Source organism: Bradyrhizobium centrosematis (assembly GCF_045571495.1).
Classification (GTDB): domain Bacteria; phylum Pseudomonadota; class Alphaproteobacteria; order Rhizobiales; family Xanthobacteraceae; genus Bradyrhizobium; species Bradyrhizobium centrosematis.
In genome coordinates, this window is sequence record NZ_CP120703.1 from 2314201 (window position 1) to 2326951 (window position 12751).

At 64.5% G+C, this 12751-nt stretch carries 11 protein-coding genes; 1 reads left to right on the forward strand and 10 read right to left on the reverse strand.

What is annotated here, in order from left to right; all coding sequences use genetic code 11:
• Positions 1-103 precede the first annotated feature (103 nt).
• Entirely contained in the window at positions 104-1906 is a 1803-nt protein-coding gene (locus P6U31_RS11040; protein WP_407188307.1) for an SDR family oxidoreductase, read from the forward strand.
• Here P6U31_RS11040 and P6U31_RS11045 read toward each other — a convergent pair.
• From P6U31_RS11045 to ctaD, 10 genes are all read right to left on the reverse strand, one after another.
• Positions 1891-4290, reverse strand: coding sequence for a glucose/quinate/shikimate family membrane-bound PQQ-dependent dehydrogenase (locus P6U31_RS11045; RefSeq protein ID WP_407188309.1), 2400 nt, complete (start codon positions 4288-4290; stop codon positions 1891-1893). The genes P6U31_RS11040 and P6U31_RS11045 overlap by 16 nt on opposite strands.
• Before the next feature lie 5 nt (positions 4291-4295).
• Complete coding sequence (locus P6U31_RS11050; RefSeq protein WP_407188310.1) at positions 4296-4673, reverse strand: c-type cytochrome; 378 nt, start codon at positions 4671-4673, stop codon at positions 4296-4298.
• Between the two features lie 19 nt (positions 4674-4692).
• Entirely contained in the window at positions 4693-5328 is a 636-nt protein-coding gene (locus P6U31_RS11055) for a c-type cytochrome (RefSeq protein ID WP_407189818.1), read from the reverse strand.
• Positions 5328-6179, reverse strand: a complete 852-nt coding sequence (locus P6U31_RS11060; protein WP_407188311.1) for a substrate-binding domain-containing protein — start codon at positions 6177-6179, stop codon at positions 5328-5330. The genes P6U31_RS11055 and P6U31_RS11060 overlap by 1 nt, the downstream gene beginning before the upstream one ends.
• A complete protein-coding gene (locus tag P6U31_RS11065; protein ID WP_407188312.1) occupies positions 6163-8010 on the reverse strand; it encodes a methanol/ethanol family PQQ-dependent dehydrogenase in 1848 nt (615 codons plus the stop codon). Before P6U31_RS11065 ends, P6U31_RS11060 begins: the two co-directional genes overlap by 17 nt.
• Positions 8011-8114: 104 nt before the next feature.
• Entirely contained in the window at positions 8115-8903 is a 789-nt protein-coding gene (locus P6U31_RS11070) for a heme-binding protein (protein ID WP_407188314.1), read from the reverse strand.
• Positions 8904-8985: 82 nt separating this feature from the next.
• Positions 8986-9909: a cytochrome c oxidase assembly protein gene (locus P6U31_RS11075; RefSeq protein ID WP_407188315.1), complete on the reverse strand. Its 924-nt coding sequence runs from the start codon at positions 9907-9909 to the stop codon at positions 8986-8988.
• Positions 9897-10250, reverse strand: coding sequence for a hypothetical protein (locus tag P6U31_RS11080; RefSeq protein ID WP_407188316.1), 354 nt, complete (start codon positions 10248-10250; stop codon positions 9897-9899). Before P6U31_RS11080 ends, P6U31_RS11075 begins: the two co-directional genes overlap by 13 nt.
• Positions 10247-10846: a heme-copper oxidase subunit III gene (locus P6U31_RS11085; protein ID WP_407188318.1), complete on the reverse strand. Its 600-nt coding sequence runs from the start codon at positions 10844-10846 to the stop codon at positions 10247-10249. Before P6U31_RS11085 ends, P6U31_RS11080 begins: the two co-directional genes overlap by 4 nt.
• Positions 10843-12750 (reverse strand): cytochrome c oxidase subunit I, encoded by a 1908-nt coding sequence (gene ctaD / locus P6U31_RS11090; protein WP_407189819.1) that lies wholly within the window; start codon positions 12748-12750, stop codon positions 10843-10845. Before ctaD ends, P6U31_RS11085 begins: the two co-directional genes overlap by 4 nt.
• Position 12751 lies beyond the last annotated feature (1 nt).

Below are 12751 nucleotides of genomic sequence, written 5' to 3' on the forward strand. Positions count from 1 at the left end.
GCAGGTTCCAGCGCGGCGTCGGAAGCGTCGGCCATGCAGCGTGGTGACGAGGAACGGGTGTCCTATCCGGGGACTTGGGTAGGATCCAGACCGGAAGACGCTCATGCAAAGCTCTAGTACCGTTCCATCGACTGCCACCCTCACGAGGGTGACGGACGACATCTGGATCGCCGACGACGCGCCGATCAGCGCGGCGGGGCTGGTTCTGCCTGTTCGTATGACGGTGATCCGGCTGTCAAATGGCGACCTCATCCTGCACTCGCCGGTGCGATATTCGCACGCTCTGCGCGAAGAGCTCGATCGTCTAGGGACGATCAGATATCTGCTGGCGCCGAACGTTGCGCACTGGATGTTTCTACCCGAATGGCAAAGGCAATTGCCGCAGGCAAGGACCTACGCAGCAAGAGGCCTCTCGGCGCGGAAGCAGGTGCGGGAGGCAGGCCTTCGCATTGACCGGGAGCTTGGCGAGGCCACTCCGTCAGAATGGTCGAGGGAGCTCGAGATCATCTCCGTGAATGCGCCGATGTTTTCCGAGGTGGAGATATTCGACAGGCGCAGTCGCACATTGATCCTGACGGATCTCGTGCAGAACCTGGATACCAATGATCTTCCTCCGTCAAATCAGACAGCCGCAAGCTTGCTTGGCATCGCCAAGCCCGATGGCAAGGCACCGGTCTATTTACGGCTGCTGTTGCGTCTCGGCGGCCGGGCGGTGCAGGCGGCGGCAGAGCGGCTCATCGGTCTTGCGCCGGAGCGGGCGATTTTTGCGCATGGCGACTGGTTCGACACCGGAGCAACCGAGCGGCTCCGTCGCTCGCTGCGATGGCTGCTTCCCACGCCCGCCTCGCGCGCGATGTCCCGACCGATGGCGGGCACGCGCGTTGTCATCACGGGGGCATCCAGCGGAATTGGCCGTGCTGCGGCGCTGGCGTTTGCGCGGGAAGGCGCGAGCGTGGCTCTCGCCGCACGGCGCGGCGAAATCCTGAGCGGCCTCGCTGCGGAGTGCGAGGCACTGGGAGGTCGTGCCGTGGCGGTCCCGACCGATGTCACCGATGCCGAGGCGGTGCAGCGACTGGCCAGGCAGACGGAGGATGCATTCGGGGGCATCGACGTCTGGATCAACAATGCCGGTACCGGTGTGTTCGGCGCCTATCAGGACGCTGATCTTGCGCTGCATCGCCGGACCATCGAGGTCAATTTGCTCGGAACCATGCACGGCGCCTACGCTGTCCTTCCGATCTTTCTGCGCCAGAACCGGGGCATGCTGATCAACAACATCTCGCTCGGAGGGTGGGCGCCGACCCCGTTTGCCGCCGCCTACAGCGCGAGCAAGTTCGGCCTGCGCGGGTTCACGGCCAGCCTGCGCCAGGAGCTTGGTGCGCATCCCAACATCCATGTTTGCGGGGTGTTCCCGGCGATGGTGGATACACCTGGCTTCGTCCACGGGGCCAACATGACCGGCAAGCGGCTGGATCCGGGTCCGCTGCTGTACCAGTCGGACGACGTCGCGGAGACTTTTGTCAACCTTGTTCGCGCGCCGCGCGACGAAGTGGCCGTCGGATGGCCCGCGCGGGCCGGCCAGGTGGCCTATGCAGTTGCGCCGAAACTCACCGAGTATCTGCTGGGTGGCGCGTTCCGCTTCCTGCTGTCGCGCGCCCGCCGCGCACCGATCAGCGAGGGCAGCATGATCGAGGCGTCCCCGCCAGGCACGTCGGTTGACGGAGGCTGGCTGGCGCGGAAGCAGCTTCCGCCGGCCGGGATTATCAGCAACGGGCTCGCTGTCGTTGGATTAGCTGCGTGCGCTGCCTTTGCCGCCTCGGCTATTGCTCGTCCACGCCGGCGGATCGGGGCAAGGCGGCGCCGGACACAGTCGGGACATAGCAACGGACGTCACGGCAGCGCGTAGGCCCGCACGTAATCGCCGAGCCTGGTGCCGAACGAGCCGTGGCCGCCGTCGACCGTCACGACATATTGCTTGCCGCCAGCCTCATACGTCATCGGCGTCGACTGGCCGCCGGCGGGAAGGCGATCCTGCCAGAGTTGCCTGCCGTCGCCGACGTCGAACGCTCTGATGTAGTCGTCCATCGTCCCCGTGATGAAGATGACGCCGCCTGCGGTCACGATCGGTCCGCCCAGCATGGGAACGCCGAGCTTGAAGGGAAGCGGCAGAGGAGCCTGATCGCGGATCGTGCCGATGCGGTGTTGCCAGACAACCTTGTGCGTCCGGAGGTCGATGGCCGCGATATTGCCCCACGGCGGAGCGAGACAGGGGATGCCGAGCGGCGACAGGAAGATGCCGAGATCGACGCCATAGGGGGCGCCATACATCGGCTGCACGCCGAGTTCGGTGCCGGGCGGATGCGCTGCGTTCGGCGCGGCCGGATTGTCCTTTCCCCGCGGCACGAGGCGGGAGACGAACGGAATCGATTGCGGATTCGCGATGGCGATCTGGCGCTTCGGATCGACAGCGATGCCGCCCCACTCGAACATGCCGAAATCGCCCGGGAAGACCAGCGTGCCTTGCTCCGATGGTGGGGTGAACGGTCCTTCGTAACGCAGCCGCTTGAATTTGATGCGGCAGGCGAGCTGGTCGAACATCGTGCTGCCCCACATCTGCGCGTCCGTCAGCATGCCGGGCGGACGGAAGCTCAGTTCGGAGAAGGGCTGGGTGGGGGACAGCCGGTCGCCGGACGCGGCGCCCTGCGGCACCGGCTTCTCCGGCGCGGGCACCAGCTGGTGGCCATCGCGGCGGTCGAGCACGAAGATGTCGCCGGTCTTTGCCGGGATGTAGATCGCGGGCGTGGTACTCCCGTTCGAGCGCAGATCGACCAGGCTCGGTTGCGAGGGCATGTCCATGTCCCAGAGATCATGGTGCACGTTCTGGAACGACCAGCGCAGTTGTCCGGTGGCGATGTCGAGGGCGATCAGCGCCGAATCGTAGCGCTCCTTCGCCGGCGAACGACCGCCACCCCAGATGTCCGGCGAACTCGAGCCGAGCGGGACATAGACGAGCCCGAGATTTTCATCGACCGCCGAGATGCTCCACGAGTTCGGTGAGCCGGCCGTGAAATGGTGTGAGGCCGATGGCATCTCGTTCGGATCGGGATTGCCGGCGTCAAAGGCCCAGACCAGTCGCCCGGAATAGATGTCGAAGCCGCGGATGACGCCCGAGGGGACGCGGTCAGAATAATTGTCGATGACGGCGCCGCCGACGATCAGGACCTTGTCGGTCACCACAGGCGGCGAGGTGCCCTCGTAGAAGCCGAGCGTCTGGATCTCGCTTCCCTCCTTGAGGTCGATCTGGCCTTGCTTGCCGAAGTTGGCGCAAGGCGTGCCGGTCTGGGCATCCAGCGCAAACATCCGTCCATCATTGGTCGGCACGAAAATGCGTTCCGCGCAATCGGTGGGAGCCGGAGCGCCGTCGACCGTGACCGCGCCGGGCTTCGTCGCGTGATAGGACACGCCGCGGCAGGTCATGTGCTGGAAGGCTTTGTTGTGCTGGACCTGCGGGTCGAACTTCCAGCGCAGCTGGCCGGTCGCGGCATCGAGCGCGAACACGATCTGGTGCGGCGAACAGGTGTAGAGGAGATCGCCGATCTTGAGCGGTGTGGCCTGGTTGGTGATCTCATCGGGATCATCAGGTCCCTTGTGGTCGCCCGTGCGGAATTCCCAAGCGAGCTTGAGATCCTTCACATTGGCCTTGGTGATCTGGCCGAGCGAGGAATAGCGCGTGCCGAAGCCGCTGCCGCCATAGGCCGTCCAGTTCTTGCCGGCGGTGAGCGGGGCTGCTTCAGAAGCGGCAACGGCGCCCGTCGTCTGGCTGTCCGGCACGGAGCCGGCAAGGTCGTGGCGGTCGCGCACCAGGGCGAGGGCGAGCACGCCGGCTGCCGCGATCAGGACGAGCCCGAGCGCCCACCGCGCGCCGCGCAGATTGGGCGCCAGACGGCGAGCGATAAAGGGCAACAGCAGCCAGACGCCCAGCGGCGCGAGCACGTCGCCGCGGGGGGCCAGCGACCAGAAATCAAATCCGACTTCCCAGATCGCCCATGCCATCGTGCCCAGCAGCAGCGCGGCATAGACCCAGAGCGCCTCGGCACGACGTTGTGCCAGCAGCCAGGCGGTGAGCAGCAGCATGATGCCGGCGACGAGATAATAAACGGAGCCGCCAAGCACGGCGAGCCAGGCGCCGCCGGCAACGAGGCTCAATCCCATGATGGCGACAACCACAATGGTGATGGCGAGCAAAGGCGCGATGCGGAACAAGTTCGCCAAACGATGGATCGGGTTCATGTGCTTCACTTCAGCGTATAGAGAAACGCCGCGATGTCGCGCGCGTCCTTCTGCGGGATGCCCATTCTCGGCATGGCGTTGCCCGGCAACGCCCGCTGTGGGTCTTCGATCCAGTCGGCCATGTTGTCCGGCGAGTTCCGGATGTAGCCGGCGATGTAGGTCCGGGTGCCGATCCGGCGGAGCGGCGGGCCGACATTGCCGTCGGCACCGGCGATGCCGGGAATGTCGTGACAGCTGCCGCACTGGTACTGTTTCACCAGATCGGTGCCGCGGCGCGCATCGCCGGCGAAATTTTCGGGGCCTGCGGCCTTGCCTGGCTCGCAGGCGGCAGCCGTCATCCCGAGCAGCGAGACGATGAGCAATCGTGTCGTTGGATGGACCATCGGCTGCTCCGCTTTTCCATCAGGGCCTTTGACCGAAGTTGAAGCTCTTGGTGGCAGACCACGGATCGGTCGTCGAAACCTGCTCACTCGGGACCTGCTCGACTTCAGGCGACAGTGGATTTGCCGAGAAGGTGCGGCCCCATTGCCGGCTGGGCTCGTTGCTGATCTTGCCGACATAGGTGACGAGGTCCCAAATCACGCTGTCGGGCAGCACGCCGCCCCAGGCAGGCATGCCGTTGGGCCGCCCCTGGTAGATCGACAGGTAGATGTTCTCTGGCTGCGAACCGTAGGTGAAGAGATTGTTGCTCAGCGCCGGGCCCATGCCGCCACCCCCGTTCGGGGCGTGGCAGCCGACGCAATTGAAATTGACGAAATAGGTCATGCCGCGCTGCTCGGCGTTGGGATCACCCTGCACCGGGTTCTTGATCTGAGGCGGATCCGGCTGCGCGCCTGGGAAGAGCGTGGTCACCGGCACCTGCATGAACACGCCCGGCCGGCCATTGCCGACGCTGCCACCGAAATTCGGGCGCGGTGCCACCGTCGGCATCTGCGCCTCCTGGGATTGCGGCAGGGTTTGCTGGGCAAGCACGACGTCGTTCGGCGTGGTCGCCAGCAGCAGCGATATCGCGCTCGCGCGCCAACATGAAGCAGATATCACTCATGTCCTCCTGATGCCGTCGCCGGCTCCTCGACCACGGGCACGCCGTAACTCCGGAGCAGTGCGGCGATATCGGATCGATGCTGGTCAATGAATGCGTTCAACTGATCGCGCAGGACGTGGTCGCCCTTGCGAACACCCATCGAAATGGCGAACTGGAACCGTTGAGGCGCGAACCGATCGCCATCCTGGATCGGGGTGATGGTCAGCGGCACCTTGGAATGCTCGGCGAAATAGCCAGCCAGCGGACCCCACACCGCGGCGACGTCGATCTCGCCGTGCTCGACCGCCTCGATCAGGCGCGCGGGCGGATCGGCCTGTCGATAGTCCCCATAAATCGAGTACCCCCGGACATTGTCGACGATGCCGAGCTGGCCAAGCGCCTGCGCCGGCGGTGGATTGTTGCCGTCGTCGCCGACGAGGTGCACGCCGATGGAGAGACGATGAAGACGCGGGTCGAGCAGGGATGACAGATCAAGATGCTCGTCCTGGCGGCTGACGAAGACGTAGCTCGAGCGATAATAGGGTTTTGAGGTCTCCACGAGCTCGTAGCCGGAGGGCACGCCCATCACGACGTCGCATATCTCGGCCCGCAGCGTATTGCGGATGAAGCCGCGACGCTGCGCCCACCAGGTGTAGGATACCGACCGTCCCAGCGCCTCCGCCACCATCGATGCCAGCCTGTTTTCGAAGCCGGCCTCGGTGCTGTTCGAAAAAGGCAGATTGTTCGGGTCGGCGCAGACACGAAGCTCGCCATCCGCCATGGCCGATGCCGGCGATGCGGTTCCGATCAGGCCGACAAGCGCGAGAGCAAGACCAAGACCGGCGCAATCACTGCGGAGGCGCATGGCTGCCGTCCTGATTGCTGGCGCCGCCGAGTTTGAACACCAGAAGTTCGCTGCCGCCGGCGGTGTAGAACGGCAGATCCTGCATGGCACCGGTGAAGCCGAGCGCGCCATTGCGAACTCGCTGATCGACTTCCGCATTCGCCACCGCGCCGGGCCAGCCGCCGACACCCGAGAGGATGGCGATGTATTGCTGCCCGTCCGAACCGCGATAGGCGATCGGCTGGCCAATGAATCCTGAGCCGGCACGAAACTGCCAGAGCAGTTTGCCCGTCTTTGCATCCACCGCCTTGAACAGACGGTCCATCGTTCCGTAGAACGCGACATCGCCTGCAGTTACCAGCGCGCCACTCCACACCGGCAGCTTCTCGTGGATTTCCCAGACCTTCTTGCGCGCAACCGGATCCCACGCCATGAACTCGCCGCGATGGCCGCCCGGGCCGGCATACATGTCGACATCGGCGCCGACATAGGGCGTGCCGGCGATGTAGCCGACCTGTGAGGCCTTGAAATTCATGCAGAGATGCTGATGCGGAACGTAAAGCAGCCTGGTGCGGGGTGACCACGAGGAGGGCTGCCAATCCTTAGCGCCCGGCGCGGTCGGGCAGATGTTCTCGACGGTCTTGCCGACCAACGGGGTCTTCTCCTCGTTGGGGATGATCTTGCCGGTCTTGAGGTCGACGCCCTTATAGGCATTCACGAATTCATAGGCGTCGGCCGAGATCACTTCGCCGGTGGCGCGGTCCATGACGTACATGTAGCCGTTGCGGCCGGGATGGATCAGCACCTTGCGCGGCTGGCCATTGAGCTCGAGATCGACCAGCACATTCTCGTTGATCTCGTCATGATCGAACAGGTCGTGCGGGTTGACCTGATAGGCCCATTTCGCATGTCCGTTATCGGGATCGCGCGCGAAAATCGTCGTGCTCCAGAGATTGTCGCCGCTGCGCTGGTTCGCATTCCAGGGACTGGGATTGGCGGTGCCGTAATAGATCAGGTTGAGGTCGGGATCATAGGAAATCCAACCCCACATGGTGGCGCCCCCAACCTGCCATCGGTCGGCAGGCCAGCTCTTGACGCCAAGGTCCTTGCCTCTGAGGTTATCGTAGAACGGCTTGAAGTCGTCGCCGATCAGGACGTCCTTGTCAGGGCCCGTCGCATAAGCGCGCCAGGCAATAGCTCCGGTGTTCTCGTCAAGCGCGGTGACCCAACCGCGCACGCCCATCTCGCCGCCGCTGTTGCCGATGAGGACCTTGCCCTTCACCACGACGGGCGCCATCGTGATGGTCTCGCCCTTGTTGATCTCGCCAAGCTTGGTGTGCCAAAGCTCCTTGCCGGTTTTGGCATCGAGCGCGACCGAGTGATTGTCCAGCGTGTTAAGGAAGACCTTGCCATTGTCGAACGCGAGCCCGCGATTGACGACGTCGCAACAGGCAACGCCCGCCGCGGCAGGCTGCGGCTTCGGCGCATAAGACCATCTCAGTTCGCCCGAAGTCGCGTCCAGCGCAAATACACGGTTGGGGTGGGGGCCGGCATAGGGGCCAACCACATACATGGTCCCATCGACGACGAGGGGCGCCGCCTCCTGGCCACGATCCGCTCCGATCGAAAAGGTCCAGGCCAGCTGCAGGCGCGAGGCGTTGCTTGCGTTGATCTGGTCGAGCTCGCTGTAACGGGTGTTGGCGTAGTCACGTGCTGCCATCGGCCACTGGCCGGGGTCCTTCATGCGGCCGGCGAGATCGGTCTGAGCAATGCCAGGCGACAGCAAGGCGAGAACTGCGCAGAGCGTACTCAGTATCCCCCACAGCAACTGCTTGAGGCCGAAACTTAACATAAGTGTAGATCTCCACGGCATGGGGGCCTTGCCGCGTTGCAGGCCGGTTTGCGAACGTACAAACGTTGCGCTCTTGCTTGGTTCCTAAGCTCTGCTGAGCGTCGCTATCTCACCACATTTCCAGAGACGCCGGCACCGAGATCCACCGCGATCTGGTCCTCCTTGCCATTGCACTTGGGATGGCCGAAGCCCGACGGGCTTTTGCCGTCCGGGCCGATGTCGTAGATGATCGCGTCCTTCATATTGGGACTGACGCCGGCCGGCACGCGATCGAGACCGAGGAGGTGGCGCACGCGCCAGGCGACATTGTGGTCGGCACAGGAGCTGTCGCCGCTGATGCCGAGCGCGCCGGCAATGCCGTTGCCGTCATAGAGCGCGAGCCCGCCGCCGAACACGATCACGCCGCCGACGGGCTTGCCGACCATCGGATCTTTTGCCGTGCCGAACTCCTCCGGCGTGCCCGCATAGATAACTTCCGGAGACGGCGGATTGCTGAGCGCTGCGCCGAACAGGAAGCCGCCCGGCTGGGCCCCCGCGTAGAGATTGGCAGTGGCCATCGCCTTGTTCTTCAGGCTGAAGGCATTCGCCGTGTTGGCCTTCTCGGCAGCGATCGCGCGGCTGCCGAGCCATTGGTCGTCGACCTTGCTGCCGCTGTAGGCGACGGCACAAACCACGCCCTGCCGGTTCACCACGGCAGCCCACTCATTGTTGTCGAGGCCGCCGTTGCTGGGTCCGCCGCCGGGCTTGACGCTTTTCTTGAGGATGTCCGCCAGCTGCTCATGGTCGACCGGACAGGACATTCCCGGGCGCGGCTGGTCTTGCGCGGTTGCGCCTTGCGGCATCGCAAGCACAGCCGCGAGGATGACGGTCGCCAGGACGGTTCGCTTCCCCATATGGCCTCCACGGGATGGTCGAGAGTAGGTTGGCGAACGTTGCATCACAGCTGCGGTTCCTATCTTCGCCGCCCCAGGTCGTTCAGCCGGCATGCCGAGCCGCAGGAATGTGGGAGTGCGCAGGAAACGCGGTGAGCCATCGATAGGCGAAGAACAGTGCCGCGCCGGTGTAGAGCATGCCCATGGGCACCCACATCAGGATGCCCGCGAGCTGCTGATCCTCCAGCGGGGACAAGCCGAACTCGCCGGCGAGAGCGCCCTGACCCGGGATCCACATGCGTGTCGACAGCGTCAGCAGTGCTCCGAGGACGCCGGAATGCAGGATCGTGACGAACAGGCAGGCGATCGCGATGCCGTCCCGCAGCCGCAGGCTGCGTCCGACACCGCGGCCATGCAACAGCACCCACCAGAACAACAGCGCGGTGGCAAAGAAGCTGATGTGCTGGAGGCGATGGATCGCGGTGTTTTCCAGCGCCCACGCATAAAGCGGCGGTGCATGCCAAGCCCAGAGCGCCAGACCATGCAGGGCCGTCGCGCTGACGGGATGGCTGACGAGCGCCCATGGCTTCGCCACGAGCGGCCAAGTGAGCGAGCGGCCGACCGCCGGACGAACCGAGGCGGGCAGGCTCCACATCATCGGCCCGTTGACCCGGGCGAAGGCCATCAGCGGCGCGCCGACCACCATGAGCAACTCGTGCTCGATCATGTGCGCGGTGAACAGGCGCTCGCCGAGCCAATGCAGCGGCGACGTCAGGGCGAGCGCGACGACCAGCCATCCGGTCCAGAAGGCGCCGACCTGGCGAAAGCTGACGCCACGGCCGCCGCCGGCATGGTGCCAGAGTCGCTGTGTGCCGACATAGAAGCCGATGCCGACGACATAGAGCGGCGCCAGTAGCCAGGGATCGAAGCTCCACAGCGAGCCCGTGTCGACGTCCCCGATGCCATGCGCCATTGCAGGCGCTGCCATGAGGCCAAGCAGGACCGCCAGCAGGCTCAGCGCAGGCATGGGCTGATCATCAGTGATGCTGCGAGCTGGTTGGCAATGACAAGCGCGAACAGCACGCCCGAGCCGACGCCGAGCCAGGCCATGAAGGTGTGGGGGCCACCGCCTTGCGGATCGGTCCACTCCGCTCCGGCGCCTCGCCGGACCGCGCGCGCGGAGATTGCCGTGCCGGCGAGGGCGACAACGGCGAGGATCACGCTCATGATCGTACCGGTCAGCCTCGTCGTCTCGCACGAGAAATGCGCAAGCGTGTAGACCCCTTGCAGGTTGATGCCCCAGGCGAGCGGTCCGAGCGCGACGCCGGCCCAATAGAGCAGTTTCGTGCGTCGTTCAGTAGCGGTCATAGGCGGGGCACCCAGTCGAGCAGGACATAGAGCGGCAGCCACGCCAGCACGACGAAGTTCCAGTAGAACACGTTGTCGGTGACGTCGCTGAACCGGCGCGGCTTGGCATGGCGGGTGAACATCAGCACCGCGAGCACGATCGTGTCGCCGACGTCGGTAGCAAGGTGAGTCGTATGCAGTCCGAGGATCAGCCAGACGATTGATCCATAGGCGGTGTTATCCCAGCGGGTGTTGAGATGGGCGAACTCGAAACTGCGCAGCACAAGCAGAGCAATGCCGATCAACGACATCACGATCAGGCCTGTGCGCACCTTCGGAAGGTCCTGCCGATGGGCCGCGCGGTTGGTCATCTCGTTCGGAATGATGCTGAGGAGATAGATGATGGTTTCGGCGGTGCCGGGCCACAGATCGGGCGGCGTGGCGCCGATCGGCCAGTCGGGATTGACGGCGTACAGGTACAGATAAGCGCCGATGGCGATGGCAAACCCCATACCTTCCAGCGCCATGAAGCCCATGGCTCCCCACCACGGGCCGCTTCGCGGGCCATAGCCATAGGTCGGCAGGTCGGAGACGTTGCGGACGATGGTCTGTCTCACTCCTCGTCCTCCTTGTTGCCGGCCGGCCAGAACCAGCCGATCAGGGTGACGGCCATCGGTGGTGTCCCCCACAGCACTGCCCAAGGCGTGAAGATCGAGCCGATGAAGAACACGGTGGTCGCGATCGCCGTCAGCAGCGGCCAGAGGCTCGGCTCGGGAGACGCCTCCCGGATCTGCGGCTCCGCTTCGGCGAGCGATGTCAACAGCACCTCTCGCCGTTCCACGCTGAGGCCCGCGACGACAGGAAGGCTCGCATTGTCGAGCCAGAGCGGATCGCGGTGCTTGACCACCGGAATGCGATCGAAGTTCTGCGGTGGCGGCGGTGAGGATGTTGCCCATTCCAGCGTCGATGCACCCCAGGGATTGTCCCCCGCGAGCGCGCCGCTGCGAAGATTGGAGATCACATTGACGAGCAGCAGCGCAAAGCTGAGCGCAAAAATCGCAGCTCCGCCGCTGGACAGCAGATTGAGGTGCGCCCAATCCATGTCGGCGGTGTAGGTATAGACGCGCCGCGGCATTCCGATCAGCCCGAGGATGTGCATCGGGAAGAACGCGACATTGAAGCCGACAAAGGCAAGCCAGAAATTCCAGCGTCCGAGCCTCTCGCTCAGCATCCGGCCGGTGATCTTGGGAAACCAGTAATAGACGGCGCCGATGAGCGGGAACACCGCGCCGCCGATCAGAACGTAATGAAAATGGGCGACGACGAAATATGTGTCGTGCACCTGGGTGTCGATCGGCACCGAGGCGACCATCACGCCCGACAGTCCACCCATGACGAAGATCACGATGAAGCCGATCACGAACAGCAGCGGGGTACGATAGACCGGGCGACCATCCCACAGCGTCGCCAGCCAGCAGAAGATCTGCAGCCCGCTCGGCACCGCGATCAGCATGCTGGAGGCCGTGAACAGGCCGGCGCCGAGCTGGGGCAGTCCGGTCACGAACATGTGGTGGACCCACAGGCCGAACGACAGGAAGCCCGTCGCGATCAGCGAGAGGATGACGACGGGATAACCCACGACGGGACGCCGGGCGAAGGTTGCAAGGATCGCCGAGACCATGCCGGTGCCGGGGATGAAGATGATGTAGACCTCGGGATGGCCGAAGAACCAGAACAGGTGCTGCCAGAGCAGAGGATGCCCGCCCGAGGAGGAGTCATAGAAGCGCGTGTTGACGAGGCGGTCGAGGATCAGCGACGTCGATGCCACCATGATCGAGGGCATTGCGAACATCACGAGAAACGCCGTGACCAGCATCGCCCAGACGAAGAGGGGGATGCGGTCGAGCGTCATGCCGGGCGCGCGCTGCTTGAACACGGTGACGACGATCTCGACGGCAACGGCGAGCGCGGCGACCTCGGTGAAGGTGATCATCTGTGCCCACACGTCCGGCCGTTTCGTCGGCGTGTACTGCAGCGAGGACAGCGGGACATAGGCAAACCAGCCGACATCGGGGCCGACATTGAGCGCGAAGGAAATCCAGAGAAAGCAGCCTCCGAACAGGAACATCCAGTAGCTGAAGGCATTCAGGCGCGGGAAGGCAATACTCCGCGTCCCGACCATCAGCGGCACGAGATAGACGGCGAATGCCTCCATGACAGGCACGGCGAACAGGAACATCATCGTCGAGCCGTGCATCGTGAAGATCTGGTTGTACTTGTCCGCCGACAGGAACGTCTTCTCGGGGCCGGCGAGTTGAATGCGCATGAGAACCGCGAGAAATCCGCCGAGCAGCAGGAAGGCGAATGCCGTGACGATGTAGCGGCGCCCCACCACCTTGTGGTCCACCGACTTCAGCGCGCCGAGAAAGCCGGACGGCGTGCGCCAGATGCTCTCGAGCCGCGTCGAAAGCTGAAGACCGTTCAGCGCATCGTCGCGCAGCTCGCGTTGCTCGGCCACCATG